At 63.9% G+C, this 15,637-nt stretch carries 17 protein-coding genes; 6 read left to right on the forward strand and 11 right to left on the reverse strand.

The features are described 5' to 3' along the window. Position 1: 1 nt before the first annotated feature. Positions 2-277 (reverse strand): DUF6916 family protein, encoded by a 276-nt coding sequence (locus HNQ95_RS16955; RefSeq protein ID WP_067968347.1) that lies wholly within the window; start codon positions 275-277, stop codon positions 2-4. A gap of 167 nt (positions 278-444) precedes the next feature. Here HNQ95_RS16955 and HNQ95_RS16960 point away from each other — a divergent pair, with 167 nt between their 5' ends. The 3 genes from HNQ95_RS16960 (at position 445) to HNQ95_RS34095 (ending at position 1,958) form a co-directional block, all read left to right on the forward strand. Further along, complete coding sequence (locus tag HNQ95_RS16960; RefSeq protein ID WP_067968349.1) at positions 445-1,242, forward strand: SapC family protein; 798 nt, start codon at positions 445-447, stop codon at positions 1,240-1,242. 135 nt (positions 1,243-1,377) lie between these two features. Continuing rightward, on the forward strand, positions 1,378-1,734 hold the full coding sequence (locus HNQ95_RS16965; protein ID WP_182574720.1) for a hypothetical protein: 357 nt from the start codon (positions 1,378-1,380) through the stop codon (positions 1,732-1,734). A gap of 56 nt (positions 1,735-1,790) precedes the next feature. Further along, the gene (locus tag HNQ95_RS34095; RefSeq protein ID WP_154384416.1) at positions 1,791-1,958 is read left to right on the forward strand and encodes a Thivi_2564 family membrane protein; all 168 of its coding nucleotides are present in this window, start codon (positions 1,791-1,793) and stop codon (positions 1,956-1,958) included. 109 nt (positions 1,959-2,067) lie between these two features. On the opposite strand, the gene HNQ95_RS16975 is transcribed toward HNQ95_RS34095, so the two are convergent. The 7 genes from HNQ95_RS16975 to HNQ95_RS17005 form a co-directional block, all read right to left on the reverse strand. Further along, positions 2,068-2,871 carry an amino acid ABC transporter ATP-binding protein gene (locus HNQ95_RS16975; RefSeq protein ID WP_067968354.1) on the reverse strand — a complete coding sequence of 268 codons (804 nt, stop codon included), beginning with the start codon at positions 2,869-2,871 and terminating at the stop codon, positions 2,068-2,070. Beyond that, the gene (locus HNQ95_RS16980; protein ID WP_067968357.1) at positions 2,868-3,791 is read right to left on the reverse strand and encodes an amino acid ABC transporter permease; all 924 of its coding nucleotides are present in this window, start codon (positions 3,789-3,791) and stop codon (positions 2,868-2,870) included. Before HNQ95_RS16980 ends, HNQ95_RS16975 begins: the two co-directional genes overlap by 4 nt. A 65-nt stretch (positions 3,792-3,856) precedes the next feature. Continuing rightward, entirely contained in the window at positions 3,857-4,738 is an 882-nt protein-coding gene (locus HNQ95_RS16985) for an ABC transporter substrate-binding protein (protein WP_083948850.1), read from the reverse strand. A 225-nt stretch (positions 4,739-4,963) separates the two neighbouring features. Then, the gene (locus tag HNQ95_RS16990) at positions 4,964-5,779 is read right to left on the reverse strand and encodes an ABC transporter permease (RefSeq protein WP_182574718.1); all 816 of its coding nucleotides are present in this window, start codon (positions 5,777-5,779) and stop codon (positions 4,964-4,966) included. Further along, positions 5,776-6,663: an ABC transporter permease gene (locus HNQ95_RS16995; protein ID WP_083948852.1), complete on the reverse strand. Its 888-nt coding sequence runs from the start codon at positions 6,661-6,663 to the stop codon at positions 5,776-5,778. Before HNQ95_RS16995 ends, HNQ95_RS16990 begins: the two co-directional genes overlap by 4 nt. Further along, entirely contained in the window at positions 6,660-7,736 is a 1,077-nt protein-coding gene (locus HNQ95_RS17000) for an ABC transporter ATP-binding protein (RefSeq protein WP_067968361.1), read from the reverse strand. The genes HNQ95_RS16995 and HNQ95_RS17000 overlap by 4 nt, the downstream gene beginning before the upstream one ends. Positions 7,737-7,816: 80 nt before the next feature. Continuing rightward, positions 7,817-8,851 (reverse strand): ABC transporter substrate-binding protein, encoded by a 1,035-nt coding sequence (locus HNQ95_RS17005; protein WP_083948853.1) that lies wholly within the window; start codon positions 8,849-8,851, stop codon positions 7,817-7,819. Between the two features lie 171 nt (positions 8,852-9,022). Here HNQ95_RS17005 and HNQ95_RS17010 point away from each other — a divergent pair, with 171 nt between their 5' ends. Together HNQ95_RS17010 and HNQ95_RS17015 are read left to right on the forward strand one after the other, a co-directional pair. Then, on the forward strand, positions 9,023-9,781 hold the full coding sequence (locus HNQ95_RS17010) for a FadR/GntR family transcriptional regulator (protein ID WP_182574716.1): 759 nt from the start codon (positions 9,023-9,025) through the stop codon (positions 9,779-9,781). Continuing rightward, positions 9,781-11,478: an AMP-binding protein gene (locus tag HNQ95_RS17015; protein ID WP_182574714.1), complete on the forward strand. Its 1,698-nt coding sequence runs from the start codon at positions 9,781-9,783 to the stop codon at positions 11,476-11,478. The genes HNQ95_RS17010 and HNQ95_RS17015 overlap by 1 nt, the downstream gene beginning before the upstream one ends. Positions 11,479-11,490: 12 nt before the next feature. Here the strand turns inward: HNQ95_RS17015 and HNQ95_RS17020 are convergent, their stop codons facing one another. The 3 genes from HNQ95_RS17020 to HNQ95_RS17030 are packed head-to-tail and all read right to left on the reverse strand — an operon-like array spanning position 11,491 to position 14,092. Further along, positions 11,491-12,300, reverse strand: coding sequence for an enoyl-CoA hydratase/isomerase family protein (locus HNQ95_RS17020; RefSeq protein ID WP_182574712.1), 810 nt, complete (start codon positions 12,298-12,300; stop codon positions 11,491-11,493). A 14-nt stretch (positions 12,301-12,314) separates the two neighbouring features. Further along, entirely contained in the window at positions 12,315-13,307 is a 993-nt protein-coding gene (locus HNQ95_RS17025; protein WP_154384420.1) for an MDR family oxidoreductase, read from the reverse strand. Between the two features lie 35 nt (positions 13,308-13,342). Further along, positions 13,343-14,092, reverse strand: coding sequence for a FadR/GntR family transcriptional regulator (locus HNQ95_RS17030; RefSeq protein WP_154384421.1), 750 nt, complete (start codon positions 14,090-14,092; stop codon positions 13,343-13,345). 141 nt (positions 14,093-14,233) lie between these two features. Between HNQ95_RS17030 and HNQ95_RS17035 the strand changes: the two genes are divergently transcribed. Next, entirely contained in the window at positions 14,234-15,637 is a 1,404-nt protein-coding gene (locus HNQ95_RS17035; RefSeq protein ID WP_182574710.1) for an FAD-binding oxidoreductase, read from the forward strand.

The raw sequence follows: 15,637 nt of genomic DNA on the forward strand, positions 1-15,637 counted from the left end.
TTCAGTTGAACACGGCCTCGTAGAACACGGCAGTCGCGTCGGCCGACACTGGCACGATGAAGATGTCGTCGGCGAAATCGGCGCCGACAAAGCGGTACGTTGCCTGCTGCAGGGCAGCATTGCGCGGCCCCTTGAACTGCAGCGAAAAGCCGCCGCCCGGGCGCGCGCTCGAGGACAGTGGGCGCACCGCATGCAATTCGAGCCGCAACTGCGTGCCGCCGGCGTCGACGGTGAAGGTCTGCCCGACAGAGCTTTCAAAATCCGAAGCCGAAATCATCTGGTCCGCCCACTAGTGTACAATCCGAGAAGCACCCAATCTTGCTGCTTGCCAGTGTCCTGTCCATAGTCGCAGTACAGTTTCACGACATTGCCAACTCTATGAATCACATATCAAGACGATCGCGCAGTCGCCACGCGATCCGAGCCGCCGGAAGGACTTAACCGATGACCGAACCGACGACCGAAACCAAAGCCGTGGAAGGTGCCGCGGCCGCCGGCCTGCCGCTGTTCTATTCCAGGCCCGAGGCGCTCAACCCGGCACGGCATGGCTCGCTCGGCCTGACGGCGCGCAGTGATTTTTCCTTCGCCCGCGAGGCGCATGCCATCCCGGTGGTGGCATCCGAAATGCCGGCAGCGATGCGCTCCTATCCGATCGTCTTTATCGGGGCCGCCAAGGCGCCTGTCGTCATCACCGGATTGCGCCAGAACGAAAACCTCTTCGTCGAGGCAAGCGGCAAGTGGCTCGAGCCGCATTACATCCCGGCCTATGTCCGCCGCTACCCCTTTATCCTCGCCAACGACTCCGGAACGGGCACCGGCCGGCTGACCTTGTGCGTCGACCGCGCCAGCGAGCGCGTCACCGAGGTATCCTCCAGCGCCGGCAAGGTCGCACCGTTCTTCAATGCGGCGGAAGCCAGCGAGGCAAGCAAGCAGGCGCTCGCCTTCTGCAACCAGTTCCAGATCGATTTCAATGCCACCCGCGCGATGGTGGAAAAGATCGACGCCCACGGCCTGTTTGCGCCGCGCCAGAGCACGGTCACGCTCGAAGGCGGTGAAGTGCTCAACGTCACCGATTTCCAGGTCATCGACGAGCCGGCATTCAACAAGCTCTCCGACGAAGCCTTTCTCGATTTGCGCAGATCGGGCGCGCTCGGGCTGGTCTATTGCCACCTCGCATCGAGCAACAGCTGGACCTCGCTCGTCTACCAGGCTTCGCAGCGGCGGCTCGTCACGGGCGTCTGATTTTTCACGACGAAGCTGGGAGAGCCGTTGCGCGGCTCTCTTTTGGAGGGGCGTCGGGGTGACCCGTTGCGGTCGACCGGCCACGGAACAAATTCCTGTCTGCACCGTTGCCATCTGGTTGCAGAAGGAAAAATCATGGCTGACACCCCCAAAACCGAAGTTCCTGGTATCGACGGCATCCAAAAGTCGGTCGAAAAGCAGATCTCCGAACTGCGCAAGGAGATCGCCAAAATCAACAAATCCCTTACCGACCGCAGCTTGGACCTTGTCGCGGAAGCACGCGACACGGCGCGCGGCGTCATTGAGGGGGCGTCGATGCGGACGTCGCGAGCGGCCCGGCAGCTTCGCTCGCAAGCCCAATCTGTCTCCGAGGCCGCCCGCGAGAATCCGGCAACGACCGGTGCCGTGATTGGTTTGGCAGGTTTGGTCGGGTTCATGATCGGCTTTGCGATCGCGAAAGGCTCAAACGGTGAGGGTGGCCGCTGGTATTGAACGATCACAGCGCCACCAGCCGGCCCCATTCCATTCAGTTCCCATAGGAGAACCCCATGGCTTCATCCGTGCTCATCGGTATCCTGATCACGTTCCTGGTGATCATACTTGTGCTTTATCTGGTTCAGCGCCTGCCCATCGACGCCAAGATGCGGCAGATTGCGCAGATAATTGTGATCATTATCGGTATTGTTTCGCTGCTTAAATACTTGGCAGTCTTTTAGCCGGCTGTGCCACGACAACAAAAAGCGGCCTTTGAGCCACTTCTTGTCAGCATCGGGCGCCATGCGCCAAGCGTATCAGCACCGCCACATATCTGGTCAGCCCGTCGCCTTACAGCACGTGGGACAGGAACTCGCGCGTGCGCGGCGATTGCGGGTTGGCGATCATTTCGCGCGGTTCGCCGCGCTCCTCGACGACGCCGCGATCCATGAAGATCAGCTGGTCGCCGACCTCGCGGGCGAAGCCGATCTCGTGGGTGACGACGACCATGGTCATGCCGCTCTCGGCCAGGTCGCGCATGACCACCAGCACCTCGCCGACGAGCTCCGGATCGAGCGCCGAGGTCGGCTCGTCGAACAGCAACACCTTTGGGTTCATCGCCAATGCTCGCGCGATCGCGACGCGCTGCTGCTGTCCGCCGGAAAGCTGGCGCGGATAGGCGTCTGCCTTGGCCGATAGCCCGACGCGCTCGAGCAGCGCATGGGCCTTGTCCTTGGCTTCGGCCTTGGACATGCCCTTCACCATGATCGGCGCTTCGATCAAATTCTCCAGTGCGGTCATGTGCGAGAACAGGTTGAAGGACTGGAATACCATGCCGATGTCGGCACGGCGTTGGCACAAAAGCTTGTTGTTGACCTCGTAGAGCTTGCCGTGGCGCAGGTCGTAGCCGACGAATTCGCCGTCGACCAGGAGCACGCCGCCGCTGACCTCTTCGAGATGGTTGATGCAGCGCAGGAAGGTGCTCTTGCCCGAACCCGACGGTCCGATGACACAGGCGACAGAGCCGGTCGGCACGTTGAGGTCGATGCCTTTCAGCACTTCGACTGCGCCGAAGGACTTGCGCACGCCGCGTGCGAACACCATCGAATTGTCGGGAACGCCGAAGCGGGCCTGGTTTTCTGCTTTCGATGTCATGCTGGCTGTGCCACCCGTCCGAACCTGAAGGCGCGTTTCAGCGTGTCGCCGAAGGAGGCGCCCTGCTGCAGGTCGCTTCTGCCGTAATATTGCTCGATGTAGTGCTGGCAGATCGACAGGATGGTGACGACGAACAGATACCAGAAAGCCACGACGATCAGCAGCGGGATGGTCTCGAAGGTGCGCGCATAGATGCTCTGCGCGGCATAGAGCAAATCGTTGACGGCGATGATGGTGACCAGCGATGTCGTCTTCAGAAGGTTGATCGTTTCGTTGCCGGTCGGCGGCACGATGAAGCGCATTGCCTGGGGCAGCGTGATGCGGCGCAGGATCAGCCGGTGGTTCATGCCGAGACTGCCGGCAGCCTCGGTCTGGCCTGAAGCCACCGAGTTGATGCCGGCGCGCACGATCTCGGCCATGTAGCCGGCTTCATGCAGCGACAGCGCGATGACGGCCGCCACGAAAGGTGTCATGAAATCGTTGGTCTTGACCGTGAACAGCGTGCCGATGAAGGGCAGCGTCAGCGAGAACTCGCGCACCACCAGTGCCAGGTTGAACCAGAAGATCAGCTGGATCAGCGCCGGTGCGCCGCGGAAGAACCAGATGTAGGCGCTGGCAAAGGCGTTCAGGATGCGGCTCGGCGACAGCCGCATGATGGCGACGATGGTGCCGATGACGATCGCCAGCACCATGATGGTGACGGTCAGTACCAGCGTCTGGCCGAGGCCGCGCATGATCGAGGGGTGGAACAGGTACTTTCCGACTGTCGGCCAGTCGAAGGCGGGATTGGTGGCCAGCGCCTTGAGGATCAGTCCGAGGATAGCCAGCGTGATCGCTGTGCCGACCCACAGGCCATAGTGGCGCAGCGGCACGACTGTCAGCGCCTCCGGCGGCGGCGTTTGCGTTTCGGCCCGGTCCATTCAGCCGCCCTCCCAGCAGTGCTGATGGCCGGCGAAGGTTCCATGTCCCTCGCCGGCCTTTCGTATTACTTGCGGATCTTGTCGGCGCTGTCGACGATATAGGCTTCGTCGATCATGGCGCTGGTCATGCCGTACTTGGCCATGATCGTCTTGTAGGTGCCGTTCTTGATCAGCTCGTTGACGCCGGCGGCCAGCATGTCGGCCGTTTCCTTGTCACCCTTGGGGATGGCGATGCCGAGCGGTGCGACGTCGTAGAGACCCGGAACGACCACCATCTGCCCCTTGCTGGTCACCTCGAAATAGCCCGATGCGGTGGCGTCGTCGAGGCGGGCATCGATACGATCGGAGAGCGCGGCCTGGATGATGTCCTTACCCTCCGGGAAGATGCTCTTGGCAATCTCCGGCAGGCCTTTTTCCTTGCACTCGGCGCTCAGGCGGTCGGCGATGAAGTCCGACACCGCGCCGCCGATGACGCCGATCCGCTTGCCGCAGAGATTGTTCTCGCCCTGGAACTGCGAGACTTTGTCGGCGGTCGTAGACGCAACGATGCCTGACTTGATGAACATCACGAAGTCGACCTGCTTCAGGCGCTCGTCGGTGGCGGCGAAGGTTTCCCACGCGACCTTGAAGCGGCCGGCGGCGAGGCCCGGCACCATCGAGGGGAAGGGAATGCGGGTGACTTCAAGCTCGGCGCCGAGCAGCTTGGCGGTTTCCTGGGCCAGCTCGATGTTGATGCCGACCTGCTTGCCGTTTTCGTCGATGAATTCGAACGGCGCGTATTCGAGGGTGTTGGCGATGATCAGCTTGCCGGTGTCCTTGACCTCGGCCGATTTCGGCAGTTCGGCGGCGGTCAGCGCGCCGGCAAAAGTCACCAGGGCGGTTGCAGCCGTTGCGGCCAACGTTGCGCCGCGCAGAAGCGAAAAATGATGCACTTTGTTCCTCCTCATGATGCTGAGATGGCCGGCGGCGGCTGCCCCTGGCTTCGTCCCCGTGACCGCCCTCCCCTCGATGGAGCGTGCTTCTTGCCGTCGGCGTTCACGTCAGAACCAATTCTGATATTGAAATGTATTTTTATGGCCGCTGAATTGTCAAGCGAGCAGCACTGGCCCTGTCACAGAAATCGCGGCGGCAGAACGGGCACTCGATATCGCTTCGTGCTTCACCCGCCACGATCAGAACCGAAGCGAACGCAGCCCGACCGTGCGGTCGATGATCAGGATTGCGGCAAAGGTCATGAAGATGCTGAGCGAGGCGATGGCCGCTGCGGTCGGATCGAAGTTGAAGCGCAGGTAGTCGAACAGTTCGAGCGGCAGCGTGTTCTTGCCGAGCGACTTCAGCAAAAGCGAAATGTTGAAGATGTCGAAGGAGATGACGAAGGCAAACAGGCAGCCGGTGATGATGCCAGGCTTGATCGCCGGCAGCGTCACGCGCCGGAAGGTCATCCAGCCGCCGGCACCGAGGCTGCGCGCCGCCTCTTCCTGCGAACGGTCGAAGTTGAACAGCGCCGACGACACGTTGAGGAAGACATAGGGGAAGGTGACGACGATGTGGCCGATCTGGATGGCGATCGAATAGTCGGTGCCGATCCGGATTTCGTAGAAATAGAACAGCAGCGCGATCGCCGTCAGAATCTCCGGCACCAGCAGCGGTGCGGTCATGATCAAGCGGATGTAGTCGCGGGCCATCGTTGCGTGGCGGGCAACGTAGATCGCCGCCAGTGTGCCGATCACGCCATTGACGACCGTCGATGTCGCGGCGATCTGGATCGAGTAGAGCGTGGCATCGAGGAAGCGCTTGTTGGAAAACAGCGCCTCGAACCAGCGCAGCGAAAAGCCCTCGAGCGGGAACGCCAGGAACTCGCCCGAGTTGAACGACAACAGCACGACCAGCACGATCGGGAACATCAGGAAGATGTAGATCGCCGTGACCAGCGCGGTGAACAGGCGGTCCCAGATGGTCTTTTCGACGCCGTTCGACGAACCTGTCATGGCAGTCTCCGCATCGCGCGCGCCGTGAGCCTGAGATAGAGCCCGACGAAGATGACCGCCACCGCCGCCATGATGATGGCCAGTGCCGCCCCCGCCGGCCAGCGGAAGTTGTCGACAAGGTATTGCACCACCAGCACCGACATGGTGCGGCCGCCGGTGCCGCCAAGCATGGCGGGCGTGACATAGGCGCTGATCGACAGCACGAACACCAGGATCGTGCCGGCCTGGATGCCGGGCATGCTGAGCGGCAACGTCACCTTCCAGAAGGTGCGCATGCGCGAGGCGCCGAGCGAGCGCGACGCCATGGCAAGGTCGGGACTGATCGCCTGCAAATTGCCGAGCAAAGGCAGGATGATGAAGGGCAGGAACACATGCGTCAGCGCGATGGTGACGCCGAGCGAATTGTTCATCAGCTGCAGCGGGAAGTCGATCAGGCCGGCCGCCTTGAGCGCCTGGTTGGCGACGCCGTTGTTGGACAGGATGATCATCCAGGCAAAGGTCCTGACGACCAGCCCGACCAGCAGCGGCGACAGCACGAAGATGTAGAGCAGGCTGGTCCAGCGCGAGCGCGACTTGGCGAGGTGATAGGCGACCGGATAGCCCAGCAGCAGCGAAATGACGGTGACGGTCGCGCCGATCAGCAAGGTGCGTCCGAGGATGCCCCAGATGTAGAAATCACCGAGCGCCGTCGTGTAATGCGCCAGCGTGAAGCCGTCGCCATAGACGGCGCGGGTCGATGCCTCGCGCAGGCTCATGGTGATGATCGTCAGGTATGGCAGCGCGAAGAAACCGATCAGCAGCACCAGCGCCGGCACCACCATCCAGGCAGCACTGCCACGGTTGCCCCGGCTGTCCACGCGAGGTGCCGCCTCGACCGCGCTCATGATGCGAGGACCCAGCTGTCGCGTGCGGCAAAACGCAAGGCGACCTGCTCGCCAATGTCGAGCGGGTTGCGGCCATTGACGTCGACGATCATGCGGTCGCCGCTGGTGAGCCTGACGGCCAGCTGGTTGGCACTGCCCTGATAGACCGAGTTGATCACCGATCCGGCGAGCACGTTGTCATTGTCACCCGTCTCCCCTGTCCCTTGCCTGCGGGTGTCGATGTTTTCCGGCCGGATCATGATCTTGACCTCAGCCCCCTTGGCGAGCCCCGCCGGGCCCGTCGTGCCGATGCTGCCGCATGGCGTGTCGACCTTGTAGCTGTCCGGGCCAAGCGCCTCGGCGATCTTGCCCGCAATGGTGTTCGACCGGCCGATGAAGCCGGCAACCGATTGCGACGCCGGCCGCTCATAGATGTCGCGCGGCGAGCCGAACTGCGAGATCGCGCCGGCGCTCATCACGACGATCTTGTCCGACATCACCATCGCCTCGGCCTGGTCGTGGGTGACATAGATGCTGGTGATGCCGACGCGCTGCTGCAGGTCACGAATGAAGAAGCGCATCTCGTCGCGCAAGGTGGCGTCGAGATTGGCCAGCGGCTCGTCGAGCAAAAGCACCGACGGCTCGATGACCAGCGCGCGGGCAAGCGCCACGCGCTGCTGCTGGCCGCCGGAAAGCTCGCGCGGATAGCGCTTGTCGTAGCCTTCGAGGCGCACCATCGCGAGCACGTCGGCAATGCGCCGCTGGCGGTCGGGCAAGGAGACCTTGCGCACCTCGAGCCCGAAGCTCAGATTCTCGGCCACCGTCATGTGCGGAAAAAGCGCGTAGGACTGGAACACCATGCCGATGTCGCGCTGCTCCGGCAAGGCGCGTGTCACGTCGCGGTTGCCAAACAGGATGCGGCCATCGTCGGGCCGCTCGAAGCCGGCGATGCAGCGCAGCGTCGTTGTCTTGCCGCAGCCGCTGGGGCCGAGCAGCGAGACAAACTCGCCCTGGGCGATCGGGATCGATATGTCCTTCAGGATGTGCAGGTTTCCATACCGCTTGTTGATACGGTCGATGGTCAGTGCGGTCATCCGGCGTCCTCGCGGGGTTCTCGGCCGGGAGGTGGGGGCATCCCTCCCGGCCATTACGTCGATGCGATGGCGGGGTGGCCTTACGCCATCTCCCGGTTCCAGCGGTCGGCAATGTCTGCCGCCTTGTCGACGTAGCTGTCCCAGTCGTAGCTCTTGATCTCGGCCATGCGCGGGCCGACGATCGGCGTGCGCGCCTTCATCGCGTCGTCGACGGAAGACTCGCTGTTGCTCGGAGAGGTGTAGAAGGCCTTGGCCATGTCCTGCTGGACCTTGGCGTCGAGGATGTAGTTCAGATAGGCGTGCGCGGCGTCCTTCTCGGCCCCGGTCGCGACCAGGTTGAACGACTGCTCGAAGGCGAGCACCCCTTCCTTGGGGGCGACGATGGCCACCGGTGCCCCCTTGTCCTGCAGCGTCATGATCTCGGTCCAGTCGACCGGCGCGATGATGGCGTCGCCGCGGATCAGTGCCGTCGCCACCTCGCCGCTCCATGAAGCCTGCGTGAAGGGCAGCAGTTCCTTGATCTTGGCAAATGCAGTGTCGAAATCGTCCGGGCCGCTGCCGAACAGCTCGGCGACCAGGCGTAGGAAGAGGACCGCACCGGTGTTGCCGATCTGGTAGAGCCCGGTCTTGCCCTTGAACTCGGGATTGTCCCAGAGGTCGTGCCAGGAGGTGGGCGCCGTCTTCACCAGGTCGGTGCGGTAAGCGAGTCCGATCGGTGAGACGATGGCGCGGATTCCTTTGGCGTCCTTGTTGACGAATTGCGGGAAGGTCTTTGCCGCATTCGGCACCTTGGCGAGGTCGAAAGGCTCGAAGAAGCCCTCGGCACGCAGCACGGCGGCGATGTTTTCGTTGCCCATGAAGATGCTGTAGGGCGACCGACCGCCGCCGGCGCGGATCTTGGCGACGAAATCCTTGCCGAGCCCGACGTCGAGCTGCGGCTGGATGCCTGTTGCGGCCGTGAGGCCGGGCAAGAGCTTCTCTTCCCAGAATTTGGCCCATAGCCCGCCATAGGTCGGAACGACCAGTGGCGATTGCGCCGCGGCAAGCCGTGGCAGGGTCATCGAGGCAATAGCCGTCGTCATACCGACGGCGAATTCACGCCTGGTCAGCTTCATCGGAAATTATCTCCCATGTTCCCACTGAAGTTCTTATGGTGGCTTGCGTCGCGGGTCGAAAGCGCAGCCCTGTTGGATCGAAGGCTTGCATTTTTGGATCAGGCGGTCAACAATTTAGATATTGTAATATTGAAATAATAAGAAGCGGCCAACGAGGGAGAGCATAAGGGCATGGAGGACGCCAAGCAGGCAGTCCAGGCGACCAAGAGCCTGGCACATCAGATCGCGACGTCGCTGCAGCAGGAGATCGTGCAGGGCACGCTCAGCGTCGAGGCGCGGCTGCCGTCCGAAGCCGAGATCGCGCAGCGCTTCGGCGTCTCACAGCCGACAGTGCGCGAAGCGCTCAAGATTCTCGCGGCGAAGAAGCTGGTGCGTTCGAAGCGCGGCCCCAATGGCGGCGTCTTCGTCAATGCGCCTTCGCTCACCGCCGCCAGCCAGATGCTGCAGGAGATGACCACATGGTTTGTCGGGCTCGGCGTCTTCGGGCTCAACGAGATCGTCGAGGCGCGGTTGTTGCTCGGCCGCACCTGCGTCCAGCTCGCCGCCGAACGCGCCACTACGGAAGATCTAGAAACGATCGAGGCGACGCTGGAGGCGTTCGAGCGTGACGACATTTCCGACGAGGAGTTTTGCCGGCTCGACGTCGCCTTCCACCACGCCATTGCCCAGGCGACCGGCAACAACGAGCTGCGCTTCATCATGCTGGTCGTCAACGACTCGCTGATCCCGGCAACCAACATGATCTCCTTCCGCTTCCGCGAACGCGGCCGCGTCGTCTCGCTGCACGCCGATATCCTGGAAGCGCTGCGCGCCCGCGACGCCTCGGCTGCCACGGCGGCCTTCGAGGAGCTCATTGCCTATCAGTCCAGCGTCTACGAAAAGGCGTTGTCGGCGCGCCAGGGTGACGGCGCCCAGCGGCAGGAAGCCTGATGGGACAGCTCGTGGCGCCGGGGCAGAAGCTGGTCGAAGAGCAGCTTGCCGACGGGCGCCGCGTCTACAGCAGTTCGATCCCCCTGCCAGACGAGCTGCCTGATATTCTGGTGCGGCTTGCCAGATGGGCGAAGGAGCAGCCTGATAAGGTGCTGTTGTCAGAGCCGCGGGAAGGCGCCAGGCGGTCGATCAGCTATGGCGAGGCACTTGCCCGCGCCCGTGCCATGCGGCAGCTGCTGACGGGCCGCTATGGCCTGCGCAAGGGCGATTGCGTGGCGACATTGGCTCCGGCCGGCATCGATGCGCTGGTGCTCAAGCTCGCTTGCCTGTCCGGCGGCTTCGTCCATGCGGCGCTGCCTCCCTTTCCTTTCCGCGATGGCGTTGAAACCGAAGCGACAAGATCGTTTCTCGAAAACGCCAGGCCCCGGCTGATCGTGGCGCCGTCAGGCCATCCGGCCATCCAGGGCATGGACGCCGTTTCGCTCAACGACCTTGCAGTCGATGGCAGCGACATGGCCACGCCCGGAGTGGACGAGTCCGTGTCGCCGGATGACTGGGCCGCGATCTTCTTCACCTCCGGCAGCACCGGTGCGCCCAAGGGCGTGCCGATCACGCGAGGCATGGTTTCGTCCAACCAGGCCGCCATCGCAGCGATGTGGCCGTTCGTCGTGGAAACGCCGCCCGTGCTCGTCGACTGGCTGCCATGGCACCACGTCTTCGGCGGCCTCGACAACATCTTCAAGGTGATCTGGAACGGCGGCGCGATGCATGTCGACGCCGCACCCGGCCCCGCGACGATCGAGGCAACGGCAAAGCTGATGGCCGATGTCTGCCCGACCATGCACATCGCCGTTCCGCTCGGGCTGAGGCTCCTGCTCGATCGGCTGGAAAACGACGATGCCGGCGCTCTTGCCCTGACGCGGCGTCTGCGCGCCATCTTCTTTGCCGGCGCAGGTATCGATGCCGATTTGTGGCGCCGTCTCGCCGCCTTTCGCGACAGCCATGGCGATTTCCAGATTCTCTCAGGTTATGGCGCGACCGAAGCGGCTTCGACGATCACGCTGTCGCCGGCGCCGCTCGAGCGTCCGGGTGAGCTTGGCCACCCCCTGCCCGGTCACAGCGTGGCGCTTGTCGACATCGACGGCCGCAGTGAGCTGCGCGTCTCTGGTCCCAACATCGCACCTTGCTATCTGATCGAGGGCCGAAAGGTCGAACTGCCGATGGACGAGCACGGTTTCTACCGTACCGGTGATGCGGCGGTGCTGCGGCAGCGCACGGATGGCGTTGCCGTGTTCGGCTTCGATGGCCGTCTCGCCGAGGATTTCAAGCTGTCGAGTGGGGTCAAGGTGCGCACCGGGCCGCTGCGCGCCGGCCTTCTGGCGCAATGCGCGCCGCTTGCCGACGACATCGTCATTTCGGGCGAGAACCGTGACCGCCTCGTGGCGCTGGTGTTTCCCTCGCCGGCGGGCAAGGCTCGTCCCAACGAACTCAGCGTGCGCATTGCCGCCTGGAACGCCGCCAATCCCTCAGGTTCGACCGCGATAGCCCGTTTCGATCTCGCAACTGCGCCGGCCGATCGCAGCAAGGGCGAGCAGTCGGACAAAGGCCAAATCGTCCAGTCACGCTATCTGCGCAACCACGCGGACCTGTTCGAGGCGCTTCATGCAGGTGGCGGTCAGGCGCCCGTGGGCGCCTGACGCCTTGAAAGCCTAGTCCAGATCGCGGAACGGCTTTTCGCGGATGTCGAGGAATTCCTTCAGTGAATGCTCCTTGAGCAGCCGCATCCAGTAGCGACCCTCTTCCGAGGCATGCAGGATCGCGGTGGTTTCGCGATTGTAAGTCCAGGAGCTCTCGAGACCGGCCGTCTGCTGCTGGTGGTTGAGCGCTGCCTTGGCGAACTTGATCGCGGCACCCGGCATGCGCGCACATTTGCGCGCCAGCTTTTCGGCTTCCACCCTCAATTGGTCACGCGGGACGGCCTTGTTGACCAGATGGATGCGCGCGGCCTCGCGGCCGTCGATCAGGTCGCCTGTGTACATCAGGTGGCGGGCATGGATCATCGGCACGGTCCACGGCAGCATCAGCGTCGGTGGCGCCGAGACATGGCGCACTTCCGGCTCACCCAGCATCGCGTCCTCGGCGGCGACCGTCATGTCGCAGCACATCATCAGCTCCAGCCCGCCGGCTAGACAATAGCCGTTGACGGCGGCAATGATCGGGATCGGCGCCTCGCGAATGAGCTTCATGCGGCGCATGTTGGCGCCGATGTCCTCGCGCCAGGCTTCCGCATCCATCTCGAAGTCCTCGCCGCCGAGGTCGAAGCCGGCGGTGAAGGCGCGCCCGGCGCCGGTGATGATGACGGCGCGGATCTCGGGATCCTTGACCGCCCGGGCGATCGCCGCCTCGAGCGCGTCGCCGAGCTCCTGGTTCATGGCGTTCATCTTGTCGGGGCGGTTGAGCGTCAGGGTGACGAACGCATCCTCGGCGTCCTTCTCCCAGATAACGACGTCAGTGCTCATGGTCTCCCCTCCCCTCAGGCGATTTCGATGACGACGCGGCCGCGGACCAGGCCGGCGACGATGCGTTTGGCGAGGTCAGGCAGTTCGCTCATCTTGTGGGTCTCGGTCATTGCCGCAAGCTTGGTGCGGTCGAGATGGTCGGCCAGCGTGCGCCAGGCGCGCTCCCGCTTCGCCTGCGGCGCGAATACGGAATCGACACCGATCAGCGTCACGCTGCGCAGGATGTGCGGCATCACGGTGCCGGGCAGGTCGTGGCCGCCGGCCAGCCCACAGGCCGCGACAGCGCCGCCATAAACAGTCTGCGCCAGCGCATTGGCGAGCGTGGTCGAACCGACGCTGTCGACGGCACCGCTCCAGCGCTCCTTCTGCAGCGGCCTGACCTCACCGGCGAGTTCTGCCCGGTCGAGGAAGGCAGTTGCGCCCAGCGAGCGGAGATAGTCATGCGTCTCGGCCCGGCCGGTCGAGGCAACGACGGCATAACCCTTGGAGGACAACAGGCTGACGGCTGTCGAGCCGACGCCGCCGGCAGCACCCGTCACCAGCACCTCGCCCTTGCCGGGCTGGATCTTGCCCCAGTCTTCGAGCGCGTCGACGCACAGGGCCGCAGTGTAACCCGCGGTGCCGATTGCCATCGCCTGTTCCATGGTGAAGGCATCAGGCAGGCGGATCAGCCATTCCGGCTTCAGCCGCTGAAAGCGTGTGTACGCACCCCACTCCGTTTCCGACATGCCCCAGCCATTGGCCACGACCTTGTCGCCCGCCTTCCATGCCGGTGAGCGCGACTCGACGACAGTGCCGGCAATATCGATGCCTACGACCATCGGCAGGCGGCGCGCGATACGGCCCTTGCCCGAAATGGCGAGGCCATCCTTGTAGTTGAGGCTTGAATAGGCGACCTCGACCAGCACGTCGTTGTCTGGCAGGTCGGCTTTGGTGATCTCGCGGAAGCCGGCGCGCGGCTTGCCGTCGACATCTTCAAGCATCAACGCCGTAAAAGTCTCGCTCATGAAAGTCTCCAGGAAGGCATGGGGTAATCTCCGGCTTAGCCGCGCTTGGCCTCGCGTTCGGCGCGCCGCGTCAGGCTGAGCGCATAGCTGTCGCGAACATAGGCGAGCAGCTCCGACAGCACGCCGGTGGCATCGCTTGCGTTACGCGCCTCGATGGCGCCAGCAAGCTTTTCATGGAAATCGGCGACTGTGCTGCGCTCGCGCACATGCGAAACGATCATGTTGGTGATCGGCATGAACGCCTCGACCACCGTGTACATCATCAGGCTGAGCGGGCCGTTGCCCGCCGCCTGTACAACGGCGCGGTGGAAGCGCACGTCTGAGGCGCAAAAATCCTCGTCGCTGAGCAGCTTGGAACGCTGCAGCGTGATCTCGGCGCGCATCGCGGCAAGGTCGGCGTCGCTGCGTCGCTCGCAGGCAAGCCGGCAGCAGATTGCTTCCGTTTCCAGCCGCGCGCTTATGATCTCGTCGATGTCGAAGGCGCCGACGCCGACAAGCAATGTCGCGGCCCCCGTGATCGCCGATGACAGGCCCTCCGGATCGGGGCGGCTGACGAAGGTGCCACCGGTCGGCCCACGCTGCGAGCGTATCAGGTTCTGTGCCGCAAGCCGCTTCAGCGCCTCGCGCACCGTCGGGCGCGATATGCCGAAGCTCTTGGCGAGGTCTTCTTCGGTCGGCAGGCGTTCGTCGATCTGCAGGCGGCCGTCGAGAATGGCCGCGCGGATCTTGTCGGCGACCTGCCGGGCCACGCCAGTGCGAACCACGTCCTGATATTCGATCGGCATTCGCCCTCCGTCGGTGCTGCCTTGCGGCCGCCTCCGTTTCGATATGAAGATAAACAATATAGGTTTGACAAATATTGCAAGCGAAATAAGCTTGACCGAGACAGCGCCCGGAAATGGCTTCCTCCGGGCCATCCAGGCGCCATGACACCCAAGAGCGATCAGGTTCTCTCCCTCCTCCAGGCACGGCTCGACAAGGCCGCCATCCTGGTAGGCGACGCCATCGATCCACGCTACAGCGACGATCTTGCCGGTGAGCGGGGCGCCCGGCCGGAGCTTGTGCTGCGGCCACGCGGCACCGACGAGGTCGCCGAGATCCTGAAGGTCTGCAACGACGTGCGCCTGCCGCTGGTCGTCCAGGGCGGCCGCACCGGACTGTCGGGCGGGGCGAGGGTGCTGGCAGGCGAGGCAGTGTTGTCGCTCGAGCGCATGACCACCTTGCAGGAGGTCGAGCCGACGGCCGGAACCATCGTTGCCGATGCAGGCGTGCCGCTGCAACTCGTGCAGGAAAAGGCCGACACTGCGGGCCTCGTCTTCGGCGTCGACATCGGCGCACGCGGCACCGCCACCATCGGCGGCAACATCGCCACCAATGCCGGCGGCATTCGCGTTCTGCGCTATGGCAGCTTCCGCGCCCAGGTGCTGGGGCTCGAGGCCGTGCTCGCCGATGGTAGTGCTCTGTCCTCGCTCAAGGGGCTCGCCAAGGACAATTCGGGCTACGACCTCGGCCAGCTCTTCATTGGCAGCGAAGGCACGCTCGGCGTCGTCACCCGCGCCTGCCTCAGGCTGCATCCCAGGCCCGTGACGCAGTCCGCGGCCTTCTGCTCCTTGCCGTCGCTGGGCGCGGCCTTCGGCCTGCTCACATTCCTGCGTGCCCGCCTCGGCAACCTGCTGTCAGGCTTCGAAGTCATCCTGGCGCCGCTGATGGGTGACATGGTCGCAGCGCTCGGCTTCACCGCGCCGGTCGCCCTGTCGACACCGGTCTACGTGCTCGCCGATATCCAGGGCATGAGCCCGGGAACCGACGAGGAGGCCTTCATCGAGACTTTGTCGCAGGCAATCGAGGACGGACTGGTCGAGGACGTCGTGGTCTCGCAGTCGGATCGCGAGTTTCATGCGCTGTGGACGCTGCGCGATGACGTCAATCGCTTCCTGTTCGCCGAAGATGCGATGCTCAGCCTCGATGTCAGCCTGCCGCTGCCTGAAATGGGCGCCTTCCTCGATATGGCGCGTGCGGCCCAGCGGCAGGTCGACCCGGCGGCGCGGGATTATGTCTTCGGCCATCTCGGCGACGGTAACCTGCATTACGTCGTGCGAACCGACAGGCCCGACCAGGTCGCCGGCGCGGTGTTCGATTGCGTCGCGAAAAGCGGCGGCTCGATCTCGGCAGAGCATGGCATCGGATTGGACAAGAAGGCCTATCTTCATCTGACGCGCGCGCCGGCCGAGCTCGCGGCGATGCGCCGCCTGAAGGCCGCGCTCGACCCCAACAACATTCTCAATCCGGGCCGCATCTTCGACATGCCCCCTGCCCTGCCCAACGTCTGA

This window comes from Aminobacter ciceronei (genome assembly GCF_014138625.1).
Taxonomy (GTDB): Bacteria; Pseudomonadota; Alphaproteobacteria; order Rhizobiales; family Rhizobiaceae; genus Aminobacter; species Aminobacter ciceronei.